General features: G+C 73.7%; 22 protein-coding genes. 9 read left to right on the top strand and 13 right to left on the bottom strand.

The features are described from left to right. The 4 genes from GA0115242_RS12925 to GA0115242_RS12910 form a co-directional block, all read right to left on the bottom strand. Window positions 1-329 (bottom strand): biotin/lipoyl-containing protein (locus tag GA0115242_RS12925; protein WP_305133891.1); only part of this gene is annotated, 329 nt, incomplete at its 3' end. Between the two features lie 73 nt (window positions 330-402). After that, entirely contained in the window at window positions 403-1,791 is a 1,389-nt protein-coding gene (lpdA, locus tag GA0115242_RS12920) for a dihydrolipoyl dehydrogenase (protein ID WP_093827807.1), read from the bottom strand. 238 nt (window positions 1,792-2,029) lie between these two features. Further along, window positions 2,030-3,541 (bottom strand): leucyl aminopeptidase, encoded by a 1,512-nt coding sequence (locus GA0115242_RS12915; RefSeq protein WP_093827805.1) that lies wholly within the window; start codon window positions 3,539-3,541, stop codon window positions 2,030-2,032. 448 nt (window positions 3,542-3,989) lie between these two features. Beyond that, window positions 3,990-4,787: an adenosylcobinamide-GDP ribazoletransferase gene (locus GA0115242_RS12910; protein WP_093827803.1), complete on the bottom strand. Its 798-nt coding sequence runs from the start codon at window positions 4,785-4,787 to the stop codon at window positions 3,990-3,992. 60 nt (window positions 4,788-4,847) lie between these two features. Between GA0115242_RS12910 and GA0115242_RS12905 the strand changes: the two genes are divergently transcribed. Then, entirely contained in the window at window positions 4,848-5,615 is a 768-nt protein-coding gene (locus GA0115242_RS12905; RefSeq protein ID WP_093827801.1) for a hypothetical protein, read from the top strand. Here GA0115242_RS12905 and GA0115242_RS40715 read toward each other — a convergent pair. The 3 genes from GA0115242_RS40715 to cobT all read right to left on the bottom strand — a co-directional run bounded on the left by GA0115242_RS40715 (window position 5,552) and on the right by cobT (window position 9,225). Beyond that, window positions 5,552-6,268 carry a hypothetical protein gene (locus tag GA0115242_RS40715; protein ID WP_161353120.1) on the bottom strand — a complete coding sequence of 239 codons (717 nt, stop codon included), beginning with the start codon at window positions 6,266-6,268 and terminating at the stop codon, window positions 5,552-5,554. The genes GA0115242_RS12905 and GA0115242_RS40715 overlap by 64 nt on opposite strands. Next, window positions 6,265-8,001 carry a phosphatidylglycerol lysyltransferase domain-containing protein gene (locus tag GA0115242_RS12895; protein ID WP_093827799.1) on the bottom strand — a complete coding sequence of 579 codons (1,737 nt, stop codon included), beginning with the start codon at window positions 7,999-8,001 and terminating at the stop codon, window positions 6,265-6,267. Before GA0115242_RS12895 ends, GA0115242_RS40715 begins: the two co-directional genes overlap by 4 nt. 81 nt (window positions 8,002-8,082) lie before the next feature. Then, the gene (cobT, locus tag GA0115242_RS12890) at window positions 8,083-9,225 is read right to left on the bottom strand and encodes a nicotinate-nucleotide--dimethylbenzimidazole phosphoribosyltransferase (RefSeq protein WP_093827797.1); all 1,143 of its coding nucleotides are present in this window, start codon (window positions 9,223-9,225) and stop codon (window positions 8,083-8,085) included. A gap of 413 nt (window positions 9,226-9,638) precedes the next feature. Between cobT and GA0115242_RS12885 the strand changes: the two genes are divergently transcribed. Beyond that, on the top strand, window positions 9,639-10,169 hold the full coding sequence (locus tag GA0115242_RS12885) for a methyltransferase domain-containing protein (protein ID WP_256089420.1): 531 nt from the start codon (window positions 9,639-9,641) through the stop codon (window positions 10,167-10,169). Here GA0115242_RS12885 and GA0115242_RS12880 read toward each other — a convergent pair. Next, the gene (locus tag GA0115242_RS12880; protein ID WP_161353118.1) at window positions 10,158-11,366 is read right to left on the bottom strand and encodes a bifunctional adenosylcobinamide kinase/adenosylcobinamide-phosphate guanylyltransferase; all 1,209 of its coding nucleotides are present in this window, start codon (window positions 11,364-11,366) and stop codon (window positions 10,158-10,160) included. The genes GA0115242_RS12885 and GA0115242_RS12880 overlap by 12 nt on opposite strands. Window positions 11,367-11,479: 113 nt before the next feature. On the opposite strand from GA0115242_RS12880, the gene GA0115242_RS12875 reads away from it, so the two are divergent. Further along, window positions 11,480-11,704 (top strand): hypothetical protein, encoded by a 225-nt coding sequence (locus GA0115242_RS12875; RefSeq protein ID WP_093827791.1) that lies wholly within the window; start codon window positions 11,480-11,482, stop codon window positions 11,702-11,704. Window positions 11,705-11,754: 50 nt separating this feature from the next. On the opposite strand, the gene GA0115242_RS12870 is transcribed toward GA0115242_RS12875, so the two are convergent. From GA0115242_RS12870 to GA0115242_RS12860, 3 genes are all read right to left on the bottom strand, one after another. Then, the gene (locus GA0115242_RS12870; RefSeq protein ID WP_093827789.1) at window positions 11,755-12,834 is read right to left on the bottom strand and encodes a S1C family serine protease; all 1,080 of its coding nucleotides are present in this window, start codon (window positions 12,832-12,834) and stop codon (window positions 11,755-11,757) included. 72 nt (window positions 12,835-12,906) lie between these two features. After that, entirely contained in the window at window positions 12,907-13,608 is a 702-nt protein-coding gene (locus tag GA0115242_RS12865) for a class I SAM-dependent methyltransferase (RefSeq protein ID WP_093827787.1), read from the bottom strand. 83 nt (window positions 13,609-13,691) lie between these two features. Continuing rightward, window positions 13,692-14,330: a DUF3043 domain-containing protein gene (locus tag GA0115242_RS12860; protein ID WP_093827785.1), complete on the bottom strand. Its 639-nt coding sequence runs from the start codon at window positions 14,328-14,330 to the stop codon at window positions 13,692-13,694. Between the two features lie 248 nt (window positions 14,331-14,578). Here GA0115242_RS12860 and GA0115242_RS12855 point away from each other — a divergent pair, with 248 nt between their 5' ends. From GA0115242_RS12855 to GA0115242_RS12835, 5 genes are all read left to right on the top strand, one after another. Beyond that, window positions 14,579-15,376, top strand: a complete 798-nt coding sequence (locus GA0115242_RS12855) for a PspA/IM30 family protein (RefSeq protein WP_093827783.1) — start codon at window positions 14,579-14,581, stop codon at window positions 15,374-15,376. Between the two features lie 32 nt (window positions 15,377-15,408). Beyond that, window positions 15,409-15,687: a PspA-associated protein PspAA gene (locus GA0115242_RS12850; protein ID WP_093827813.1), complete on the top strand. Its 279-nt coding sequence runs from the start codon at window positions 15,409-15,411 to the stop codon at window positions 15,685-15,687. 153 nt (window positions 15,688-15,840) lie between these two features. Then, window positions 15,841-17,076 carry a sensor histidine kinase gene (locus GA0115242_RS12845; protein ID WP_093827781.1) on the top strand — a complete coding sequence of 412 codons (1,236 nt, stop codon included), beginning with the start codon at window positions 15,841-15,843 and terminating at the stop codon, window positions 17,074-17,076. Further along, the gene (locus GA0115242_RS12840) at window positions 17,073-17,756 is read left to right on the top strand and encodes a response regulator (protein WP_093827779.1); all 684 of its coding nucleotides are present in this window, start codon (window positions 17,073-17,075) and stop codon (window positions 17,754-17,756) included. Before GA0115242_RS12845 ends, GA0115242_RS12840 begins: the two co-directional genes overlap by 4 nt. Window positions 17,757-17,900: 144 nt before the next feature. Continuing rightward, on the top strand, window positions 17,901-21,008 hold the full coding sequence (locus GA0115242_RS12835) for an efflux RND transporter permease subunit (RefSeq protein ID WP_093827811.1): 3,108 nt from the start codon (window positions 17,901-17,903) through the stop codon (window positions 21,006-21,008). A 95-nt stretch (window positions 21,009-21,103) separates the two neighbouring features. Here the strand turns inward: GA0115242_RS12835 and nadA are convergent, their stop codons facing one another. Then, a complete protein-coding gene (nadA, locus tag GA0115242_RS12830; protein ID WP_093827777.1) occupies window positions 21,104-22,288 on the bottom strand; it encodes a quinolinate synthase NadA in 1,185 nt (394 codons plus the stop codon). A gap of 317 nt (window positions 22,289-22,605) precedes the next feature. Here nadA and GA0115242_RS12820 point away from each other — a divergent pair, with 317 nt between their 5' ends. Then, the gene (locus GA0115242_RS12820) at window positions 22,606-22,962 is read left to right on the top strand and encodes an iron-sulfur cluster assembly accessory protein (protein ID WP_093827773.1); all 357 of its coding nucleotides are present in this window, start codon (window positions 22,606-22,608) and stop codon (window positions 22,960-22,962) included. A 94-nt stretch (window positions 22,963-23,056) separates the two neighbouring features. On the opposite strand, the gene GA0115242_RS40710 is transcribed toward GA0115242_RS12820, so the two are convergent. Beyond that, on the bottom strand, window positions 23,057-24,450 hold a 1,394-nt coding region (locus tag GA0115242_RS40710; RefSeq protein WP_107461405.1), incomplete at its 5' end, for a hypothetical protein.

Below are 24,450 nucleotides of genomic sequence, written 5' to 3'. Positions count from 1 at the left end.
GGAGCCGGGGCCTCGGCGGCGGGCGCCGGGGCGGGCTCGGGGGCCGGAGCCTCGGCGGGCTCGGAGGCGGGGGCCGGGGCGGGGGCGCCCGTGCCGTCGTCGATGACGGCCAGTTCGGCGCCGACCTCGACGGTCTCGTCCTCGGCGACCTTGATGGAGGCGAGGACACCGGCGGCGGGCGAGGGGATCTCGGTGTCGACCTTGTCGGTCGACACCTCGAGCAGCGGCTCGTCGGCCTCGACGCGCTCTCCCTCGGCCTTCAGCCAGCGGGTGACAGTGCCCTCGGTGACGCTCTCGCCGAGCGCCGGAAGGGTTACGGAAACCGCCATGGTTTCGGTTGCTCCTTACGAATTGCGGAAGTCTGTGTCGTCGCGATCGACGGAGTACGGACCGGGGGGTCGGTCAGTCGTGGGCGTGCAGCGGCTTCCCGGCCAGCGCCAGGTGGGCCTCGCCGAGCGCCTCGTTCTGCGTCGGGTGGGCGTGGATGAGCTGGGCGACCTCGGCCGGCAGCGCTTCCCAGTTGTAGATCAGCTGGGCCTCGCCCACCTGCTCGCCCATGCGGTCGCCGACCATGTGGACGCCGACCACGGCACCGTCCTTGACCTGCACGAGCTTGATCTCGCCCGCGGTCTGGAGGATCTTGCTCTTGCCGTTACCCGCCAGGTTGTACTTCAGGGCGACGACCTTGTCCGCGCCGTAGATCTCCTTGGCCTTGGCCTCGGTGATGCCGACGGAGGCGACCTCGGGGTGGCAGTACGTCACCCGGGGAACGCCGTCGTAGTCGATCGGGACGGCCTTCAGACCGGCCAGCCGCTCCGCCACCAGGATGCCCTCGGCGAAGCCGACGTGCGCGAGCTGGAGCGTGGGCACCAGGTCGCCGACGGCGGAGACGGTCGGGACGTTGGTGCGCATGTACTCGTCGACCAGGACGTAGCCGCGGTCCATGGCGACGCCCTGCTCCTCGTAGCCCAGGCCCTGCGAGACCGGGCCGCGGCCGACGGCCACCAGGAGCACCTCGGCCTCGAACTCCTTGCCGTCGGCGAGGGTGACCTTGACGCCGTCGCCGGTGTACTCGGCCTTCGAGAAGAAGGTGCCCAGGTTGAACTTGATGCCGCGCTTGCGGAACGCGCGCTCAAGAAGCTTGGAGGAGTTCTCGTCCTCGAGCGGGGCGAGGTGCTTGAGGCCCTCGATGATCGTGACGTCCGAGCCGAAGGACTTCCACGCCGAGGCGAACTCGACGCCGATGACGCCGCCGCCCAGGATGATCGCGGACTTCGGCACGCGGTCCAGGACGAGGGCGTGGTCGGAGGAGATGATCCGGTCGCCGTCGATCTCCAGGCCCGGCAGCGACTTCGGCACGGAGCCGGTCGCCAGCAGGACGTGGCGGCCCTGGACGCGCTGGCCGTTCACGTCGACGGAGGTCGGGGAGGAGAGCCTGCCCTCGCCCTCGATGTAGGTGACCTTGCGGGAGGCGATGAGTCCCTGGAGGCCCTTGTAGAGGCCCGAGACCACGCCGTCCTTGTACTTGTGGACCGCGGGGACGTCGATGCCCTCGAAGGTCGCCTTGACGCCGAACTGCTCGCTCTCGCGGGCCTGGTCGGCGATCTCGCCCGCGTGCAGCAGGGCCTTGGTGGGGATGCATCCCCGGTGCAGGCAGGTACCGCCGACCTTGTCCTTCTCGATCAGGGCGACGTCCAGGCCCAGCTGGGCCCCGCGCAGGGCCGCGGCGTAACCACCGCTACCGCCGCCGAGGATCACTAGGTCGAAAACGGTGCTGGCGTCGTTCGCCACGTCACGTCCTCCATGCATTGCGCCACGCCGGTCGTCGGCGACCGGTCGGCGGCTGGTGTCCGGCCGCTCTTTCTTCGGCCCTGTGATGGGGGCCCTGTCCTGCCGAGCCCCATCTTCGCACTTGTCGGAGGTGGAAGAGACGCCGGGCCGGGGTGTGAGACGTCCCACGTTCGGTCGAGGGTACGAGAACGGGGCCCCGCCCTACCCGCGCGCGGGGCCCCGTGACCGTGCCCGGGGATCAGCCGAGGTCGCCCGCGGCGGTCAGCTCGGCGAGGCGCACCAGGGTGCGCACGGCCGTGCCGGTGCCGCCCTTGGGGGTGTACCCGAACGGGCCGCCCTCGTTGAACGCGGGGCCCGCGATGTCCAGGTGGGCCCAGCTGATGCCCTCGCCGACGAACTCGCGCAGGAAGAGACCGGCGACCAGGCCGCTGCCCATCCGCTCCCCCATGTTGGCGATGTCGGCGGTGGGGGAGTCCATGCCCTTGCGCAGGTGCTCGGGCAGCGGCATCGGCCAGGCGGGCTCGCCGACCTCCTCGGCCGCCTCGTGGACGGCGGAGCGGAACGCGTCGTCGTTGGCCATGATGCCGAAGGTGCGGCTGCCCAGCGCCAGCATCATGGCGCCGGTGAGGGTCGCGACGTCGACGACCGCGTCCGGCTTCTCCTGCGAGGCGGCCCAGAGCGCGTCCGCGAGGACCAGGCGGCCCTCGGCGTCCGTGTTGAGGACCTCGACGGTCTTGCCGCTGTACATGCGCAGCACGTCACCGGGGCGGGTGGCCGAGCCGGAGGGCATGTTCTCGGCGAGCGCGAGCCAGCCGGTGACGTTCACCTCCAGGTTCAGCCGCGCGGCGGCGACGACGGCCGCGAAGACCGCCGCGGCGCCGCTCATGTCGCACTTCATCGTCTCGTTGTGCCCGGCGGGCTTGAGCGAGATGCCGCCCGAGTCGTAGGTGATGCCCTTGCCGACGAAGGCGAGGTGCTTCTTGGCCTTGGAGCTGGTGTACGACAGCTTCACCAGCCGCGGACCGGCCACGGACCCGGCGCCGACGCCGAGGATGCCGCCGTAGCCGCCCTTCTCCAGCGCCTTGACGTCGAGCACCTGCACCTTGAGGCCGTGCTCCTTGGCGGCCGTCTGCGCGACGGCGGCGAACGCCTCGGGGGTGAGGTCGTTCGGCGGGGTGTTGATCAGGTCGCGGGCGCGGTTCAGCTCCTCGGAGACGGCGACGGCGCGCTCCAGCGCCGCCTTGTGCTCCTTGTCGCGGGGCTTGGCGCCGAGCAGCGCGGCCTCGCCGAGGGGCCCCTTGGCGTCCTTGCCGTTGTCCTTGTAGACGTCGAACGCGTACGCGCCCAGGAGCAGGCCCTCGCCGATGACGGCGACGTCGGTCGCGTCGGCGACCGGCAGGGCGACGGCGGCCTTCTTGACGCCGGCCAGGGTGCGGGCGGCGACACCGGCGGCCCGGCGCAGCGCCTCGGGGGCGTACCCGGCGTCCTTCTCGGGCTCGGCGCCCAGGCCCACCGCCACCACGAGCGGGGCCTTGAAGCCGCCCGGCGCGGGCAGCTTGGTCACCTCTCCCTCGGCGCCCGAGGCACCGAGGGTCTCCAGGACGCCGGCGAGCCGGCCGTCGTAGGCCTTGTCCACGGCCTCGGCGCCCGGTGCGACGACCGGGCCCTTGGCGCCCTTGGCGACACCGACGACGATCGCGTCGGCCCGCAGGCCGGGCGCCGCGGCGGTGCTGAGAGTGAGAGCAGTCACGGTGGTGAAATCTCGCTTCCGATGTGAAGTTGCGTGAGTCGAACGGTGTGGGTCGACCGGCCCGGAGGCCGACCCTCGATTCCACCTGGACTTGAATCCGGTCTCAGCGGGGCCTTCCCCGGTGCGGCGAACACTCCGGACGAGCCTACGCGCGTCGTGCGGTACCCCGCCGCCCTGTGGCACACCGGACGTCGGAGATGATCGGAAAGTACGTCCGCCGACCGCCCGGAGCCCGTCTCTCCCGCCCGCCCTGCTCCCGTGCGCCGGACGGTCGCGAGGCCGTCCGCCGCCCGTCCACCGGCGCTCCGAGGGCCGGCGGCCGGGCGCCGGCCCGGTGTCCGCCGCAGCGAAGGCGCCCGCGACCGCACCGGCGAAGACGTACGAACCGGGCGTCCGGCGCCGCCCCTGTTGACGCGCCCCCGTGCCACCCCGGGGCGGGGGCGCGCGGTCAGGCGGGGCCGAGCGCGAGGACGGCGGCGCACACCGTCGCGGCCGTCTCCGCGAGCCCGCCGAAGACGTCCCCCGTCACCCCGCCGAACCGGCGCAGGCAGTGCCGCAGCAGGAGTTCGGCGGCGGCGAGGGCGAGCAGCACCCCGGCCGCCGCGCGGACCGCGCCCACCGGGCCGAGCGGCAGACAGGCCGCCGCCGCGGCCGCCGTCACCAGCACCGCGGCGAAGGCCGCGCGCCCCACCGGGACCACGCCCGCGACCGCCGCGCCGAGGCCCTCGGGGCGGGCCGCCGGCACCCCGGACCTGGCCGCCAGGGTGAGCGCGAGCCGGGCCGCGGTCGCGGCGACGACGACGGTGAGGGCGCCCCGGTCCCACGATCCCTCGTAGGCCCGGGACACGGCGGCGACCTGCGCCAGCAGCGCCAGCACCAGCGTGACCACGCCGAACGGGCCGATGTCCGACCGCTTCATGATCCGCAGCGCGTCCTCGGCGGGCTTCCCGCTGCCCAGCCCGTCGGCGGTGTCGGCGAGCCCGTCCAGGTGCAGCCCCCGGGTCAGCGCGGCCGGTACGGCGACCGAGGCGACGGCGGCGAGGAGCGGGCCGCCGCCCAGCGCGAGCAGCAGCACCCCGGGCAGCGCGGCGCAGCCGCCGACCGCGATCCCGGCCAGCGGGGCGGCCAGCATGCCGCCGCGGGCCGCGTCCCGGTCCCAGCGGGCGACCCGCACCGGGAAGACGGTGAGGGTGCCGAAGGCGAAGCGGAGGCCGTCCGGCCAGGACGGTGCGGAGGGTGCGGGCATCGGCGCAGATTATCCGGCGCGGACCGGGGCACGGCGGCGGGGCGCGGATAAAGTGCGCACATGGGACATTGGCTCCACCGCAACATCGTCGAGCCCGGCAAGCTGCCCCTGCTGCTCGCCCTCGCGGCCTTCGTCCTGACGTTCGTGATCACCCGGATCATCACCCGGCTGATCCGGGCGGGCCGGGGGCCGTTCGGCAACGTGAAGGCGGGCGGGCTGCACATCCACCACGTGGTGCCGGGGGTGGTCCTCACCGTCCTGGGCGGGTTCGGGGCGGTCGCCAGCGGGCGGCACGGCTTCGGCGCGGCGGCCTTCGCGGTCGTCTTCGGCGCCGGGGCGGGCCTGGTCCTCGACGAGTTCGCGCTGATCCTGCACCTCGACGACGTCTACTGGACCGAGCAGGGCCGCAAGAGCGTCGAGGTGGTGGTGCTGACCGCGGCCCTGGTCGGCCTGGTGCTGTCGGGGTTCGCGCCGTTCGGCGTCAACGACATGTCGCAGGCCGAACTCCAGGACCGGGGCGGCGTCATCACCACGGTCGTCGTCAACTTCGTCTTCGCGCTGGCCGTGCTGAGCAAGGGCAAGACCAAGACGGCGCTGTTCAGCGTGATCGTCCCGCTGGTCGGCCTCGTCGGCCTGATCAGGCTCGCCCGCCCCGGCTCCCCGTGGGCCCGCCGCTTCTACCGGCGCCGCCCGCGCGCCCGCGCCCGCGCCGTCCTGCGCGCCTACCGGCACGACCGCCGCTGGTCGGGGCCCAGCCGCCGGGTTCAGGACTGGATCGGCGGGCGGCCCGATCCCGGTCCCGGCCCCGAGGTGAACCGTTCCCGCTGAGCCCTGCGGCGCCTGCGCAGCGTCGAGACCCCGATCAGCGCCCCCACGGTGACGATCGCCGCGAGATGCTCCCGTCCGGCCAGGTTCTCCTTGACGACGACCTCCAGCACCATCGCCGCCACCACCGCCCCGGCCGTGACGTAGGCGCCGTAGCGCCAGCCCAGGAAGACGGCGAGCCCCACCACCGCGGCCGACGGCCCGGTGTCCACCACCTGCGCGTCCGCACCGGGCAGCCCGAACGGGGTGCCGGGACCCAGCGCGATGCCCGCCCGCGCGTACAGGGTCCCGGCGAGGGTCGCCGCGTACGCGATGACCAGGGTGCGCCACCAGCCGAGGCAGATCTCCGCGATCCCGAACACCAGCAGGATCTGCGCCAGCGCCCCCCACACCGGCAGGTCGAGCGCGGGCACGAACAGCGACAGCGGGGTGCGCAGCAGCGCGAGCCAGAGCGGGTCGACCGCCCGCACGGCCCCCACGTCCTGCACGAACCCGTAGCCCCACGACTGGTTCTGGACGACCTGTATGGCCGCCGTCAGTGCCACCGCCCCGAGTGTCATCGGGACCGCCCGCCAGCGCCGCTTCAGCAGCGGCTCGCGCACGGTGACCCAGAGGAGTCCCCATTCGGCGCGGGCCCAGCGGGCGAGGGTCGTCATCTGTGGGTCTCCAGGTGCTTGCGGTGCAGCCACTTCGGCAGTCCCGGCGCCTCCAGGAAGCCCTCCGCGCGGGCGGCGGCGATGCCGATGCGCGGCAGGTCCGCGCTCTTCTCGAAGAGCAGGAACCGCGGCTCCCAGATGGGCCGGTACTTGGCGTTGGCCCGGTACAGCGACTCGATCTGCCACCAGCGGGAGAAGAAGCTGAGCAGCGACCGCCACAGCCGCAGCACCGGTCCGGCGCCGAGGCGCGCGCCACGCTCGAAGACCGAACGGAACATCGCGAAGTTGAGCGAGACCTGCGTGACCTGGATCTCGCCCGCGCGGCGCAGCAGTTCGATCACCATGAACTCCATCAGGCCGTTGTCGGAGTCCCGGTCACGGCGCATCAGGTCGAGCGAGAGGCCGTGCGGCCCCCACGGCACGAACGAGAGCACCGCCCGCAGCCGCCCCTCGGCGTCCAGGCACTCCAGCATCACGCAGCGCCCGTCCTCCGGGTCCCCGAGCCGCCCCAGCGCCATGCTGAACCCGCGCTCGGTGGCGCCGTCGCGCCAGTCGTCGGCACGCTCCAGCAGATACGCCAGCTCGTCGGCCTGGATGTCCTCGTGACGTCGCACCCGGACCGTGTACCCGGCCCGCTTGACCCGGTTGTAGGCCTGCCGGACGGTGCGCATGGCCCGCCCCTCCAGGGTGAAGTCGGCGACCTCGACCAGCGCCTCGTCGCCCAGCTCCAGCGCGTCGAGCCCGTGCCGCGCGTACACCGTCCCGGCCTCCTCGCCCGCGCCCATCACGGCCGGGATCCAGCCGTGCGCGCGGGCCTCGGCGAGCCACGGCTCGATCGCGCCCGGCCACGCCTCGGGGTCGCCGATCGGATCGCCCGAGGCCAGCGACACCCCGCCCACCACCCGGTAGGCGACGGCCGCCTTGCCGGTCGGCGACCAGACCACGCTCTTCTCCCGGCGCAGCGCGAAGTAGCCCAGCGAGTCCCGCTCGCCCTGCCGCTCCAGCAGCACCCGCAGCCGCTTCTCGTCGTCCTCGGTGAGCGGGTCCACCACCCGCCGGGAGCGGAACGCGGCGTACAGGACGGCCAGCACCAGGGCCGTGCTGAGCACGTTGATGGCGACGTTGACCCAGTTCGGCGTCTCGACGCCGGGGAAGCGCGACTCGTCGGCGGCGACCGAGACCAGCCGCAGCGTGCCGTAGTGCCAGCGTTCGAGGAACGTCGAACGCGCCGCGTGGGCCGCCTGGTTGGTGACCGTCACCAGCACCGCGGCCAGCAGCGAGCAGGCCAGCGTGCCGCCGAGCGCGACGGCGCCCGCGAGCCGCGGGTTGGCGCGGTCGCCCTTGGCGTAGAACTCCGTGCGGCCCACGACCAGGGCGGCGACGAAGGCGGCCGTCAGGACCAGCGAGATCCAGTTCTGCGGGTACTGGCGGATCTCCGGGAACGCCATGGCGAAGGCGAACAGGCCGAGGAACGGCCCGCCCAGCGCCAGGTTCAGGATCCACGCGGCCCGCTTGCGGCGGCGCATGGTGATCGCCAGGAACGCGGTGAAGACCCCGGACGCGAAGCCCGCGGTCAGCAGGTACGGCGTGAAGAAGTTCTCCTGGTTGTGCCGTCGCACGTCCTGACCGAGGGAGACCCACACGGCACTGAGGAAGTTGACGAACGCGACGGCCCGCAGGTACCAGACAGCGAAGGCGGCGGCCCGCCGCGGGGCAATTCGGGCATCTCCCATAGAGAAAGATCATATGGGCGATGGCGCGGCGAACCCCTCCGACCTTCGGCTGAGGTGCTGTCGACTTTCGGCCCTTTCGGACTACTCGGCGGTCCGGGCCCCGGCCGGGTCCACCGCGCCCTCGGCGCCCTCTTCCGCGGGCTCCTCCACGGCTTGGGCCCCGGACTCCTGGTAGGGCGGCGGCAGTTCGGGCAGCTCGGCCGCCAGCGCCGCGGCCGCCTGCACCAGCGGCAGCGCCAGCAGGCCGCCCGCGCCCTCGCCGACGGTCACCCCGTGCGAGAGCAGCGGCTCCAGGGCCATCCGGTCCAGCGCCTTCGCCTGGCCCGGCTCGCCGCTGTCGTGCGCGGCCAGCCACCAGTCCGGCGCCCGGAACGCGATCCGCTGCGCCACCAGCGCGCAGGCCGCCGTCACCACGCCGTCCAGGACCACCGGCAGCTTGCGCACCGCGCTCTGCAGCAGGAAGCCGGTCATCGCCGCCAGGTCGGCGCCGCCCACCGTGGCGAGGAGCTGGAGCTGGTCGCCCAGGACCGGGCGGGCCCGCACCAGCGCGTCCCGGATCGCCGCGCACTTGCGCATCCACGCCAGGTCGTCGATGGCGAGCCCGCCGCGCCCGGTCACCACGGAGGCGTCGGTGCCGCACAGCGCGGCCACCAGCACCCCGGCCGCGGTGGTGCCGCCCACGCTCACGTCGCCGAGGACGACCAGGTCGGTGCCGGAGTCGGCCTCCTCGTCGGCCACCGCGATCCCGGCCCGGAAGGCGGCCTCGGCCTCGTCGGGGGTCAGCGCGTCCTCGATGTCGATCCGCCCGCTGCCGCGCCGCACCCGGTGGCGCACCACCTCGTCGGGCAGCGTCGCGGGGTCGCAGTCGAGCGCCATGTCGACGACCCGCACCGGCACCCCGAGCCGCCGCGCGAGCACCGACACCGGACGGCCGCCCTCCAGGACGTCCCGCACCAGCCGCTCGGCGCCGCCCGCCGGGTGCGCCGACACGTCCAGCGCGGCGATCCCGTGGTCACCGGCGAACAGCACCACCCGGGGCCGCTCCACCGGGCGCACCGGGACCGTGCCCTGCGCCGCGGACAGCCACTCGCCCAGGTCGTCGAGGCGGCCCAGCGCGCCGGGCGGCACGACCTGACGCTCCCTGCGTGCCTCGGCGTCGCGGCGCACCCCGCCGTCCGGGCGCTCGATCAGATCGGTGAAGTCGTCGAGATTAAGCGAGCTCATTCGCCGAACAGTACCGGCACCCGCCGGGCCGGGGTGTGCCGCGGACGGCCCGGCCGCCCGGCGGCCGACGCGCCCGCGCGACCCGCCCCGGGCCCGCGCCACAGGGGCACCACGAGCGCACCGCATCGTTGCTCGCCGCACCCGATTCCCATACGTTCCGGTTTGCAGCGGAATGTCGTACGTCCTCGGGAGCCGCCCCATGTCCGCACCGCCCGCCCCCTCGCCACCCCCGCTCGGCCACCGCCCCCCGCCCGGACTGCCCCTGGTGCGGCGCCGCGCGCCCGCGCGCCCGCACCCCCGTCCTCGACCGCTGCCGCGCCTGCGCCCACGTCTTCCGCACCGTCCCGGCCCCCGCCACCGGACAGGTCGCCGACCGGGACCGCCCCCGGCGCCACCGGGCCACCGCCCGCGCCGTGCTGCGGCTGCTCCGCGACGACCCCGAGAGCTGGCTCGACGTCGGCACAGGCGACGCCCGCTTCCCGGCCGCCGCCAAGGCGTTCTTCCCGTACACCGCCTTCGACGGCCTCGACGTCACCTCCCGCGTCGTGCGCGCCCGCGCCGCCGAGCGGGTGGAGGAGGCCCACGTCGGCCGCCTCACCGACCGGACCCTCACCGCCCCGCTGCGCGCCCGCTACGACGTCGTCAGCCTGCTCCACCACCTGCCCCGCACCCCCGACCCGCGCGCCGAACTGCGCGCCGCCCTCGGCCTGCTGCGCCCCGGCGGCCTGCTCGTCCTCGAACTGCCCGACCCCGAAGCCCCGTTCGCCGCGCTCACCGCCCTGCTGCCGGCCTCCCGCGAGCGGCCCGCCCCGCTCCACCTGCCGCCCCGCGCCAACCTCGCCGCCGCACTGGAGGCCGCCGGGTGCGCGGTGCTCACCCCGCCCGGCCGGGGCCGCCCCGCCGCCTACCGGATCATCGCCCGCCGGGGCGGCTCAGCCCCGTAGCACCAGCGCCTGACCGGCCACCACCAGCACCACCTGCTCGCACTCCGCGGCCACCGCCGCGTTCAGCCGCCCCAGTTCGTCCCGGTAGCGGCGACCGGACGCGGTCGCCGGGACGATCCCCGAACCCACCTCGTTCGACACCGCCACCACCGGCCGCCCGCTCGCCCGCACCGCGGCCACCAGCTCCCGCACCCGCGTCCGCAGCGCCCGCTCGCCGCCGTCCGCCCACACCGCGTCGTCCCAGGCGCCCGCCGCGTCCATCGCGTCCGTCAGCCACAGCGACAGGCAGTCGATCAGCAGCGGCGGCCCGTCGTCCTTCAGCAGCGGCACCAGGTCGCACGTCTCCACGGTCCGCCACGACCCCGGCCGCCGCTCCCGGTGCGCCGACACCCGCGACGCCCACTCGGTGTCCCCGCCCCGGGTGCCGCCCGTCGCCACGTACAGCACCCCGGGGAACGACTCCAGGCGCCGCTCCGCCTCCACCGACTTCCCCGACCTGGCGCCGCCCAGCACCAGCGTCCTGCGCGGCACGTCGGGCACGTCCTCGTACACCCCCACCACCAGCGTCGTCCCGTCCGCCACCGCCCGTGCCCCGTCCGCCGAGAGCCGCCTGCGCAGCTCGGCGCCCGGCGGCACGTCGTGGTCCAGATGGACGGCGACCACGTCCGTCGTCGGCCCCACCGCGCCCACCGCCCGCAGCTTCGCCAGCCCGTCCGGGCGCCCCACCACGTCCACGAGCACCAGGTCGTACGTCTCCGTGGTGCCGTGCCCGTTCTCCAGACCGGCCGGGGCGCCGCCCGGCGGCAGGTACAGCAGCCGCCGCCCGTCCGGGCCGGTCACCGCGTACCCGGTGCCCGGCGCGTCCATCGCCACCGCCCGCACCCGGTGCCCGGTCAGCAGCGCCAGCTCCCGCCCGTCCGGCACCCGGCCCGGCTGCGGCAGCCCGGCGGGCACCTCGACCGCGGGGCCGTCGTGCGGGTGGGACAGCAGCACCTGCCGCACCCCGCCGAGCGAGTGCCCGGAGCGCGCCGCCGCGAACGCCGCGCCCGGCGTCAGGTCGAGCAGCAGGGTGCCGTCCACCAGCAGGGCGGTGGCCGCGCGCGCGTCACCGCCGAGGGCGGTCGCGCAGGCCGCGCAGGGGCAGTCGGGGCGGGGCAGGCCCGCGGGGGCGCCGGTGCCTAGCAGAGTCACTTCCACGGAAGTGATTTTCGCGTCTCCCCGCGGGCGCCGCGCGTCCGACTAGTCTGCTGGCGGGAGCGGGACCAAGATCCGGCTCCCGCTCGGCAGGCGCTCAGACACGGGAGGCGTACATGGCGGCATGGACGTGGCGGTTCGAGAAGACCGACGGGGCGGAGGTCCGACCCGCGGTCGAGCCCGAGGAGTTCACCACCCAGGGCGACGCCGAGTCCTGGATCGGTGAGTACTGGAAGGACCTCAAGGAAGGCGGCGCCGACCAGGTGCGGCTGTTCGAGGACGGCACGGAGATCTACGGCCCGATGAGCCTGCACGGCGAGGACGCGGCGTCGTCCTCCTAGGGACGCCGGGGGCGGGCCGGGGGACACCCGGCCCGCCCCCGGCCGCCCGCTCACTGCTCGCCCAGCGTCACGTCCGCCTTCTTGCGGCTGCCGCCCCTGGTGTACGTCACCGTCACCTTGTCGCCCGGCTTCTCGGCCGCCAGCGCCTCCGACAGGGAGGTGATCGTGGTGATCGGCGTGGAACCGAGCCCCACGACGATGTCCCCGCTCTCGATGCCGGCCTTCGCCGCCGCGCCCCCGGCCTTCACCTCGACCACCGCGACCCCGGCGGCCTGGTAGGAGTCGTCGACGACGGTCCGGCCCGTGATGCCGAGCGCCGCCCGGCCCGAGTCGGTGACCTTGCCGTCCTTCACGATCTGCTCGGCGATCGTCCTCACCATCGACGCCGGGATCGCGAATCCGATGCCGGGCGCCGCGCTGCCCCCGAGGTCGGGGTCGGTGGCGGCGAGCGTGGGGATGCCGATGACCTGCCCGGAGAGGTTCACCAGGGCGCCGCCGCTGTTGCCCGGGTTGATCGCCGCGGACGTCTGGACCATGTTGCCGATCGTCGCGCCCGTCCCGCCGCCCGAACTGCCCTCCGTGACGGTCCGCCCGGTCGCCGAGACGATGCCCTCCGTCACGCTCGACGAGAGCCCCAGCGGGGACCCCATCGCCAGCACGATCTGCCCGACCTCCACCTTCGCGGAGTCCCCGAACGACGCCGCCTTCAGCCCGTGCGGCACCTTGTCCAGCTTCACCACCGCGAGGTCCTGCTCCGGATACGACGAGACCAGCCGCGCCGAGAGCGTCTCCTCGGTGTTCGCCGTCGTCACCTTGAACGTCTTCTGCGAGCCGACGACGTGCGCGTTGGTCACGATGTGACCCTGGCCGTCGAAGACCACCCCCGAGCCCAGGTCGTTGCGCGCCTGGATCTGCACCACCGACGGCAGGACGTCCTTGATGACCTTCAGGTAGTCGCTCTGCAGATCGGCCCCCGACCTCGGGGTGAGCGCCTGCGCGGCCTGCGCCGTGGTCCTCCCGCCGTCCGCCGAGGTGTCGGCCCCCGAACAGCCGCTCAGCAGCGCGAGCGAGCAGGCCAGGGCGGTCAGCGGGACGTACGTCCGGCGGGCACGGGTACGGGAAGCGTCCATGCCCCGAGTCTCACCGCGCCCGCGGCGCCCGGCCCCCGGTGGACGCCCGAACGGGGCACCGCGCCAGGCCCCTCAGCCGCGCACGCCGCACAGGTGCAGCAGCCCCGCCACCCCGCGGTAGGGGTCGGTCCGCCCGGCCCGCTCCTCGGCGGCCAGCAGCGTCTCCAGGTCGTCCGGCGCGGGCGCGTCGTCGGCCGCGGTGTCCGTGAACACCCGCACCCCGTACCAGGCGTGCAGCGGCGCCCCGATGCCGTCCAGGGTCGCGGTCAGCGTCCGCAGCCGGTCGGCCCGCACGTCCTGGCCCAGCCGGTCGCGGCGGACCGTCGCGTCGAAGGCGGCCAGCGCGCCCGCCCAGTCGCCGCCGAGCCCCGGACCCATGGCCAGCGCGTCCGCGTTGCGGGCCAGCAGCGACAGCAGCCCGCCGGGCGCGACCATCCGCGCCAGCCCCGCCAGCAGCGGATCGGGCTCCTCCACGTGCATCAGCACCCCGTGGCAGAGCACCACGTCGAAACTGCCCGGCAGGAAGTGCACCCCGGTGTCCCGGCCGTCGCCCTGCACCAGCCGTACCCGGTCCCGGATGCCGCGCGGCTCGGCCGCCAGCGCCTCGCGCGCCGCCGAGACCATCGCCGGGTCCTGCTCCACCCCGGTCACCTGGTGACCGGCGCGCGCCAGCCGCAGCGCCTGGACGCCCCGCCCGATGCCCACGTCGAGCACCCGCAGCCGCCGGCCGACCGCGAAGCGCCCGGATATCTGCTCGTCGAGCTGCCGGGTCACCAGCTCCTGCCGTACGACGTCCCTCAGCCCGCCGGGGCCTGGCGGCCGCTCACCGGCCGCGTCCTCGGCGCAGGACGTCGTGCTCAGGGCCGCTCTCCGCGCTTGACCTGCGGCTTCGGCAGCCGCAGACGGCGCATCTGGAGCGAGCGCATCAGCGCGTAGGCGACGGCGCCCCGGCGGTTCTGGTCCGGGAAGCGCTCGGCGAGCCGCTTGCGCAGCCGGATGCCGTTGACGAGCGAGTCGAGCACGATCAGCACGATCACGACCAGCCACAGCAGCAGCGCGATGCTCTGCAGCGCGCCCACCCGCACCATGCTCAGCACCAGGATGACCACGGCCATCGGCAGGAAGAACTCGGCGACGTTGATCCGCGAGTCGATGAACTCCCGCGCGTACTTGCGCACCGGACCCTTGTCGCGGACCGGGAGGTACCGCTCGTCGCCGCTGGCCAGCGCCTGGCGCTGCCGCTCCAGCTGGACACGGCGCTCCTCGCGCTGTCGCTTGGCCGCGTCCTTGCGCGTCAGCGTCGTGTTGGCGACGCTGCGGCGCTGGGACTGGGCCTCACTGCGCTTGGGCGTGGGGCGGCCCTTCGGGGCCTGCGGGTCACGGGTCTGCTTGGAGTCGGACGGCGGCGCCTTGACGACGCCCGCGGCCTTCTCTTCCTTGGCGCGGCTACGGAACACAAAACCCAAGGGTACGGGGTGTCCGGGGTTGGACCCCAGCCCCGCGGGGAACGATCCGGCAACACCAGTCGTCCTCTAAGGGGACAGACCGGACGTCGCGCCCGCTTCCGGCACCGGGTACCCCCGGGGGCCACCTACTCCCTACGCCGGACCGGAAGCGGAGGCAGTCGTCCTTGGGGATGAGCGCATCCTGCCCCGAACAGTGCGTCAATGGATGTGGGGCCCGTACTGTGGGTCTTGTCGCAGAGCTGGAGCTTGAGTCCGTCAGAAGGGGGCGCGCGAAGCCCATGAGCGGTGTCATGAAGCGTATGGGGATGATCTTCCGCGCGAAGGCGAACAAGGCCCTTGACCGGGCCGAGGACCCTCGCGAAACCCTCGATTACTCGTACCAGAAGCAGCTTGAGCTGCTCCAGAAGGTCCGCAGGGGCGTCGCCGACGTGGCGACCTCCCGCAAGCGCCTGGAGCTCCAGCTCAACCAGCTCCAGGGCCAGTCCTCCAAGCTGGAGGACCAGGGCCGCAAGGCCCTCGCGCTGGGCCGGGAGGACCTCGCCCGCGAGGCGCTCTCCCGCCGTGCCGCCCTCCAGCAGCAGGTCACCGACCTGGAGACGCAGCACGCCACCCTCCAGGGCGAGGAGGAGAAGCTCACCCTCGCGGCGCAGCGCCTCCAGGCCAAGGTGGACGCCTTCCGCACCAAGAAGGAGACCATCAAGGCCACCTACACCGCGGCCCAGGCGCAGACCCGCATCGGCGAGGCGTTCTCCGGCATCTCCGAGGAGATGGGCGACGTCGGCCTGGCCATCCAGCGCGCCGAGGACAAGACGGCGCAGCTCCAGGCGCGGGCCGGGGCGATCGACGAGCTGCTCGCCTCCGGTGCCCTCGACGACCCCACCGGCATGCGCAAGGACGACATCCAGGCCGAGCTGGACCAGCTCTCCGGTGGTACGGATGTGGAGCTGGAGCTCCAGCGGATGAAGGCGGAGCTGGCCGGCGGTCCGTCGTCGCAGCAGCAGGCGATCGAGGGCGGCTCCGGACAGCAGAACCCCCAGCAGCAGCCGCAGGACACCCCGCGCTTCGACAAGCAGTGAGGGTCCACGCCTAGGAGGCCGAGATGGGCGACATGATCGTACGGATCATGGGGGAGGGGCAGGTGAGGCTGGCGGGGAGCCACTTCACCGAGCTGAACGTGCTCGACGACGAGCTGCTGGCGGAGGTGGAGTCCGGCGACGACGCCGCCTTCCGCCGCACCCTCCAGGCGCTCCTCGACAAGGTCAGGGACCTGGGCACCCCGGTCCCCGACGACTCCCTCGCCCCCTCCGACCTCATCCTCCCGTCCCCGGACGCCACCCTGGACGAGGTCCGCGGCATGCTCGGCGACGACGGCCTGATCCCCGGCTGACACCCGCCCGGCACCGGTCCCGCCCGCCCCCCCCCCGGACACCCGGCGCCCGGCGGACCCACCGCGCCACCCCCGGCGTCCGTCACCGGTGCGCCCCTCGGCGTCCGTTCTCCTCCACCCCCGTCCCACCGCTGCGCGCCGTACTGTTCACCCGTGAGCAGCACCCTGCACCGAGCCCGCCGCCACGTCGTCGCCCACCCCCTGGCGCTCGACGCGGCCCTGGCTCTCGGCGTCCTCGCCTGCATGGTCGCCGGGACCTTCGTCGACACCCACACCCGCGGCCCCGAGGGCGGCAGCACCGTCTCCTGGGCCGTGCGCACCCCCAACCCGCTCGCCCTGGTCCTCATCGTGCTCGGCGCCGCCGCCCTCGTCTTCCGCCGCCGCGCGCCCCGCACCGTCCTCGCCGTCACCGGCTCCCTCGCGCTGGTCGAGAGCGTCGTCGGCGACCCCCGCGCGCCCGTCGCGATGTCCGCCGTGATCGCCCTCTACACGGTCGCCGCCACCACCGACCGGGTCACCGCGGTCCGCCTCGGCCTGCTCACCATGACCGTGCTGACCGGCGCCTCGATGCTCGCGGGCCCGCTGCCCTGGTACGCCCAGGAGAACCTGGCGATCTTCGCCTGGACCGGCATCGGCGCCACCGCGGGCGACGCCGTCCGCAGCCGCCGCGCCGTCGTGCAGGCCATCCGCGACCGCGCCGAACGCGCCGAACGCACCCGCGAGGAGGAGGCGCTGCGCCGGGTCGCCGAGGAGCGGCTGCGCATCGCCCGCGACCTGCACGACGTCGTCGCCCACCACATCGCCCTGGTCAACGTGCAGGCCGGGGTCGCCGCGCACGTCATGGACCGGCGGCCCGACCAGGCCAAGGAGGCCCTCGCGCACGTCCGGGAGGCGGGCCGCTCCGCGCTCAGCGAACTGCGCGCCACCGTCGGCCTGCTGCGCCAGTCCGGGGACCCCGAGGCGCCCACCGAACCGGCGCCCGGCCTCGACCGCCTCGACGAACTCCTCGGCACCTTCCGCAGCGCGGGCCTGCGGGTGGAGCTGGCCCGCGCCGACCAGGACACCACGCTGCCCGCCGCCGTCGACCTGGCCGCCTACCGGGTCATCCAGGAGGCCCTCACCAACGTGCAGAAGCACGCGGGCACCGGGGCCGCCGCCGAGGTGAGCGTCGTCCGGGTCGGCCCCGACATCGAGATCACCGTCCTGGACGACGGCCCCGGCGCCCAGCACGTCCCCGACTCCGGCGGGCACGGGCTGCTCGGCATGCGCGAGCGGGTCACCGCGCTGCGCGGCACCCTCACCACCGGTCCCCGCTACGGGGGCGGCTTCCGGGTCCATGCGATCCTTCCGGTCGAGACCCGCACGGCCGCCAGGGGAGAACCCGTATGACCATCCGTGTCCTGCTCGCCGACGACCAGGCCCTGTTGCGCAGCGCCTTCCGGGTGCTGGTCGACTCGGAGCCCGACATGGAGGTCGTCGGGGAGGCAGCCGACGGCGCCGAGGCGGTGCGGCTGGCCGGTGAACAGCGCGCCGACGTCGTCCTGATGGACATCAGGATGCCCGGCACCGACGGCCTCGCCGCCACCCGGATGATCAGCGCCGACGCGTCCCTCGCCCAGGTCAGGGTGGTCATCCTGACGACGTTCGAGGTCGACGACTACGTGGTGCAGGCGCTGCGCGCGGGCGCCTCCGGGTTCCTCGGCAAGGGCAGCGAACCGGAGGAGCTGCTGGCGGCCATCCGGATCGCGGCCGGTGGCGAGGCGCTGCTCTCCCCGGCCGCGACCAAGGGCCTGATCGCCCGCTTCCTGGCGCAGGGCGACCCGTCCGACGACGGCCGCGACCCGGCCCGCGCGCGGCGGCTGGACGCGCTGACGGTGCGCGAGCGCGAGGTGCTGGTGCAGGTGGCGGGCGGGCACTCGAACGACGAGATCGCCGAGCGGCTCGCGGTGAGCCCGCTGACCGTCAAGACGCACGTGAACCGGGCCATGGCCAAGCTGGGCGCCCGCGACCGGGCCCAGCTGGTCGTCGTCGCCTACGAGTCGGGGCTGGTCCGCCCGAGGGTGGAGTGACCCCGACCCGGCCGTACTGCGGGCGGAGTAGGCGCCGGATAAGGAACTGGACCTGGGAGCTACGGAACCCGGCACAGCCATGGCACAGGGTGTAGGTGGCCACTTCTGCCGCTTCCAGAGGAGAGATCCAGAGCCATGAGCCCTCTGTCAGGGTTGTCCCGCTTCAGCCTCGCGCAACGGGCGTTGATCGGGCTGATCTCGCTCGTCGCGCTCGTCTTCGGCGCGATCGCGATACCTCAGCTGAAGCAGCAGCTGCTGCCCTCCATCGAACTCCCGATGGTCTCCGTGATAGCGCCCTACCAGGGCGCCTCACCCGACGTCGTCGAGAAGCAGGTCGTCGAGCCGATCGAGAGCAACCTCGAAGCGGTCGACGGCATTTCCGGCGTCACCTCGACCGCCAGCGAGGGCAACGCCCTGATCATGGCGTCCTTCGACTTCGGCAACGACACCAAGCAGCTCGTCGCCGACGTGCAGCAGGCCGTCAACCGGGCCCGCGCGCAACTCCCGGACGGCGTCGACCCGCAGGTCGTGGCGGGCTCCACGGACGACATCCCGACCGTCGTCCTCGCCGTCACCTCCGACCGCGACCAGCAGGCCCTCGCGGCCCAGCTCGACCGCACGGTCGTCCAGACGCTGAAGGGCGTCGACGGCGTCGCCCAGGTCACCGTCGACGGCGTGCGTGACCTCCAGGTCGCCGTCACCCCCGACGACGCGAAGCTCGCCAAGGCCGGGCTCACCACGCAGGCCCTCGCGCAGGCACTCCAGGCCGGCGGCGCGACCGTCACCGGCGGTTCCTTCGACGAGGGCGGCGCCAACCGCACGGTCCAGATCGGCGGCGGCTACACCTCGCTGCGGCAGATCAAGGACCTCATGGTGGGCGGCCCCGGCGTCGACAAGCCGGTCCGCCTGGCGGACGTCGCCACGGTCGAGCAGCGGCAGGCCACCGCCACCTCCCTCACCCGCACCGACGGCAGGCCCAGCCTCGCCGTGATGGTCACCATGGACCACGACGGCAGCGCCGTCGCGATCTCCAAGGCCGTCGAGGACAAGCTCCCCGACCTGCGCAAGGACCTGGGCTCCGGGGCAAGGATCACGGTCGTCAGCGACCAGGGTCCCGCGGTCTCCAAGGCGATCAGCGGTCTGACCACCGAGGGCGGCCTCGGCCTGCTCTTCGCGGTCCTGGTCATCCTGGTCTTCCTGGCGTCGATCCGCTCCACCCTGGTCACCGCCGTCAGCATCCCGCTCTCCGTCGTGCTCGCGCTGATCGTGCTGTGGACGCGCGACCTCTCCCTGAACATGCTGACGCTGGGCGCCCTGACCATCGCGATCGGCCGGGTCGTCGACGACTCGATCGTGGTCCTGGAGAACATCAAGCGTCACCTCGGCTACGGCGAGGAGCGCGAGGAGGCCATCCTCAAGGCGGTCCGCGAGGTGGCCGGCGCGGTGACGTCCTCGACGCTCACCACGGTCGCCGTCTTCCTGCCGATCGGCCTGGTCGGCGGCATGGTGGGCGAGCTGTTCGGCTCCTTCAGCCTCACCGTGACGGCGGCCCTGCTGGCGTCGCTGCTGGTGTCGCTGACGGTCGTGCCGGTGCTGTCGTACTGGTTCCTGCGCGCCCCGAAGGGCACCCCGGCCGACGCCGACGAGGCCCGCAGGCTCGCCGAGGAGAAGGAGGCCAGGAGCCGCCTCCAGCGCGTCTACGTCCCCGTGCTGCGCTTCGCGACCCGCCGCCGCCTCACCAGCGTCGTCATCGCGGCCGTCGTCCTGATCGGCACGTTCGGCATGGCGCCGCTGCTGAAGACGAACTTCTTCGACCAGGGCGAGCAGGAGGTCCTCAGCGTCAAGCAGACGCTGAAGCCCGGCACCAGCCTGGCCGCCACCGACGCGCAGGCCAAGAAGGTCGAGAAGCTGCTCGCCGGCACCAAGGGCGTCAAGAACTACCAGGTGACGATCGGCTCGTCCGGCTTCATGGCGGCCTTCGGCGGCGGCACCGACACCAACCAGGCGTCCTACCAGGTGATGCTGGACGACAGCGCCTCCTCCGCGGACGTCCAGGACAGCATCGAGTCCGGTCTGGAGAAGCTCTCCGGCATCGGCACCACCACGGTCTCCGCCGGTGACGGCTTCGGCAGCCAGGACCTCAGCGTGGTCGTGAAGGCGGCCGACAGCGCCACCCTGCGCCGGGCGGCCGAGCAGGTCCGTACCGCGGTCGCCGGACTCGACGACGTCACCGACGTCACCAGCAACCTGTCGCAGAGCGTGCCGCGCATCTCCGTCAAGGCCAACTCCCGTGCCGCGGCCGCCGGTTTCGACGACCAGACGCTCGGCGCCGCCGTCGCCCAGGCGGTCAGGGGCACCATGGCGGGCAAGGCGACCCTGGGCGACACCGAACGGGACGTCCTCATCGTCTCCGCCAAGCCGGCGACCACCCTCCAGCAGCTCAAGGAGCTGCCGCTGGGCCCGGTCAAGCTCGGTGACATCGCCACCGTGAAGGTCGTCGACGGGCCGGTCTCCATGACCCGCATCGACGGCCAGCGCGCGGCCACCATCACCGCCCGGCCGACCGGCGACAACACCGGCGCGGTCAGCCAGGACCTCACGACCGAGCTCGACGCGCTGAAGCTGCCCGCGGGCGCCACCGCCTCCATCGGCGGTGTCTCGCAGGACCAGGACGACGCGTTCAAGAACCTGGGCCTCGCGATGCTCGCCGCGATCGCGATCGTCTTCATGCTCCTGGTCGCGACGTTCCGCTCGCTCGCCCAGCCGCTGATCCTGCTGGTGTCGGTGCCGTTCGCGGCCACCGGCGCGATCGGCCTGCTGCTCGTCACCGGCACCCCGATGGGCGTCCCGGCGATGATCGGCATGCTGATGCTGATCGGCATCGTGGTGACCAACGCGATCGTCCTGATCGACCTGATCAACCAGTACCGCAAGGACGGCTACGGGATCGTCGAGGCGGTCGTCGAGGGCGGCAGGCACCGGCTGCGCCCCATCCTGATGACGGCCCTGGCGACCATCTTCGCCCTGCTCCCGATGGCGCTCGGCGTCACCGGCGAGGGCGGCTTCATCGCCCAGCCGCTCGCGGTGGTGGTGATCGGCGGTCTGGTCACGTCGACGCTGCTGACCCTGCTGCTGGTCCCGACGCTGTACGCGATGCTGGAGCTGCGCAAGGAGCGCCGCGCCGCCAAGCGCGCGGCCAAGCGGGAGAAGCGGGCCGCCGAGCCCGAGGTGCGGGAGCCCGCGAACGTCTGACGCGCGCCCGCCGCACCGCCGTACGCGGGAGCGACCGAGGCCCCGCCCCCGACGCCGAGAGCGTCGCGGGCGGGGCCTCGGTCCGTGCGGGGCGCCTACGGCAGGGCGAGCATCCGCTCCAGGGCGAGCTTCGCGTACCGCTCGGTCTCCGGGTCCACCTCGATGCGGTTGACCAGCTTGCCGTCGGCCAGCGACTCCAGGGTCCACACCAGGTGGGGCAGGTCGATGCGGTTCATGGTGGAGCAGAAGCAGACCGTGCGGTCCAGGAAGACGATCTCCTTGCCCTCCGGCGCGAACCGGTTCGCGAGCCTGCGCACCAGGTTCAGCTCGGTCCCGATGGCCCACTTGGACCCGGCGGGCGCGGCCTCCAGCGCCTTGATGATGTACTCCGTCGAACCGACCTGGTCGGCCGCCGCGACGACCTCGTGGCGGCACTCCGGGTGCACCAGGACGTTGACGCCGGGGATGCGGGCGCGCACGTCCTCCACGGACTCCAGGCTGAAGCGGCCGTGCACCGAGCAGTGGCCGCGCCACAGGATCATCCGCGCGTCGCGCAACTGCTCTGCGGTGAGGCCGCCGTTGGGTTTGTGCGGGTTGTAGAGGACGCAGTCCTCCAGGGACATCCCGAGGTCCCGCACGGCGGTGTTGCGGCCGAGGTGCTGGTCGGGCAGGAACAGCACCTTGTCGCCCTGCTCGAAGGCCCACTCCAGGGCCCGTTCGGCGTTGGACGAGGTGCAGATGGTGCCGCCGTGCCTGCCGGTGAACGCCTTGATGTCGGCGGAGGAGTTCATGTACGAGACGGGCACGACCCGCTCGGCTATCCCGGCCTCGGTCAGCACGTCCCAGCACTCGGCGACCTGCTCGGCGGTGGCCATGTCGGCCATCGAGCAGCCCGCCGCGAGGTCCGGCAGGACGACCTTCTGGTCGTCGCCGGTGAGGATGTCCGCGGACTCCGCCATGAAGTGCACGCCGCAGAACACGATGTACTCGGCCTCCGGCCGCGCCGCCGCGTCCCGGGCCAGCTTGAACGAGTCACCCGTCACGTCCGCGAACTGGATGACCTCGTCGCGCTGGTAGTGGTGGCCCAGCACGAACACCTTGTCGCCGAGCCGCTCCTTTGCCGCGCGGGCGCGCGCCACCAGGTCGGGGTCGGACGGCGAGGGCAGGTCGCCGGGGCACTCGACGCCGCGCTCGCTCCGCGGGTCGGCCTCGCGGCCGAGGAGCAGCAGGGCGAGGGGCGTCGGCTGTACGTCGAGCTCCTGGGGCTGGGCGGTGGTCACGACACGCACCCTTTCTGTTCTGCGGCCCGCCGGTCCGGGAGGTCGGAGCGGCGGCACTTCTCGTCGAAATGACGCTATCTATCATATCCGCTTCACGTCACTTTGACGACGGCGATAACGTCCATGTGACGTGAATCCCGGCGGCCGTCCGCGCGGCCGGAGGTCGCTGTTCGCTTCCCCGGGTGTGTGCGAGCATGAAGAGACGGCCGAGAAGGCAAACGCACCGCGGAGACCCGCGCACCGCGCGGAATGAATCGGCGGCCCCGGCGGTTGACCAGGTCGGCAAGCAGTCTCCGTACAACCCGGGAGAGATGTAGATGTCCGTATCGGACGAGACCAGCACCGTCACCGACGGCATCATCCTGTCCGACGCCGCCGCGGCGAAGGTCAAGGCCCTGCTCGACCAGGAAGGCCGCGAGGACCTCGCCCTGCGGGTCGCCGTCCAGCCCGGCGGCTGCTCCGGTCTGCGCTACCAGCTGTTCTTCGACGAGCGCTCGCTCGACGGCGACGTGGTGAAGGACTTCGGCGGCGTCAAGGTCGTCACCGACCGCATGAGCGCCCCCTACCTGGGCGGCGCCTCCATCGACTTCGTCGACACCATCGAGAAGCAGGGCTTCACGATCGACAACCCGAACGCGACGGGCTCCTGCGCCTGCGGCGACTCCTTCAGCTGAACCGTCCCGCGCGCGCGACGGAGGCGGCGACCCCCACCGGGTCGCCGCCTCCGTCGCGTCCGGAGCGCCGTCGGCCGTCCGACGGCGTCCGGGGTCACCGCGTGCCGGACGTCCGCGCGTCCCCCTTCAGCGGCGCGACACCCGCGCCGCCGGTGCCCACGACCTTCCGGTCGCCGAGCGGCGCGTCCAGCGTCACCTTCTGCCGCATCTCCTTGGCGATCATCACGCAGACCTTCCCCTTCCAGGGCTTCTCGGTCACCGTCACCGTCACCGCGCCGTCGCTCTCCTCGGCCGTCGCCGTGTAGTCGGCGCACACCCCGCCGGTGAAGCCCACGGTCAGCTCCCGGCCGTCGGCCCGGTACCCGTCCACCCGCACGTCGCGCGGGCCCGCCGAGCCGCCCGCGGTCGGCTCCTGCGACGGCGCCGAGGGCGACGTCAGATACGCCGGGTCGACGGCGGGGTGGGCCACCGTGTAGCCGTCGCGCCCGTCCGTGCCCCGCACCTCGAACAGCCAGGACGGCACCAGCAGCGGCTGCCCCTGCCGGGTGCGCAGGGCGAGCCCGAACTCGGCGTCCCCGACCGTCACCGTCCCGCCCGCCGCCGAGCCGGACGTCCCGGTGCCGGTACCGGTGCCGCTCCCGCACGGCTGCTCCAGCCGGTCCTTGAGCGGGACGGCGCTCGCGCACCCGCCGACGCCCATCCGGTGGTCGGTCACCGGCGCCTCGTTCATCAGTGCCAGCGTCTCCGCCGCGCCCAGCACCGGGTAGTCGGCCCCCGCCACCGGCGCCTTCAACCGGCCTGTGCCGCCCACGAGTTCACCGTTCGCGCCGACCGTGAGCCCGGTCGTCCAGCCGAAGGTGGGCAGCCCGCCGACGACCGGATCGGCGTTCACCACCCGCTGGGCGCCCGTCACCTGCCCGGCGTCGAGCTTCGCGCCGTCCTGCCCGATCGCCTTCAGGACCGGGGCGGCGGCCTTGCGCGCCGCGGCCTGCCCGACCGGTTCGGCGGCCCCGTCCGAGGGCTCGGTGGCGCAGCGCGCGGCGGAACCGCAGGCGTCCGAGCCGACGGCGTACCGGTGGAAGGACCAGGTCCCGGGCGCGGCTCTGTCCACCGTCAGGTCAGGGCCCGCGCCGTCCTTCGCCGACCCGACCTGCCAGGACTGCCCCCGCGCCACCGGCGTCCCGTCGAGACCGAGCGCCTTCGCCAGCCGGGCGACCTCCGCCTCGGTCACCTCGCCCGTCGCCCGGTAGACCGGCGCCGACGCGGGACCGGTGGGCAGATCCCCGTCCGCGCGGTAGTGCGCGCCGTACGGGTTCGGCTCCCCGGCCGCGATGCCGCGCGAGTCGCCCCCGCCGCCGCCCGCGTACCCGTCGAGCGCGAGCTTCGGCGGCGGAGCGGCGTCCCCGCCCGACCCGGCGGGCACGGGGTCGTCCCCGGCGACCGACGAGGCGAGGTACGCCCCGCCCCCGCCGACCAGCAGCACGGCGG

It is taken from the genome of Streptomyces sp. SolWspMP-5a-2 (assembly GCF_900091845.1).
GTDB classification, from domain to species: Bacteria; Actinomycetota; Actinomycetes; order Streptomycetales; family Streptomycetaceae; genus Streptomyces; species Streptomyces doudnae.
The sequence above is the reverse complement of the archived record's forward strand: the minus strand, read 5'-3'. Positions and strand labels throughout refer to the sequence as shown.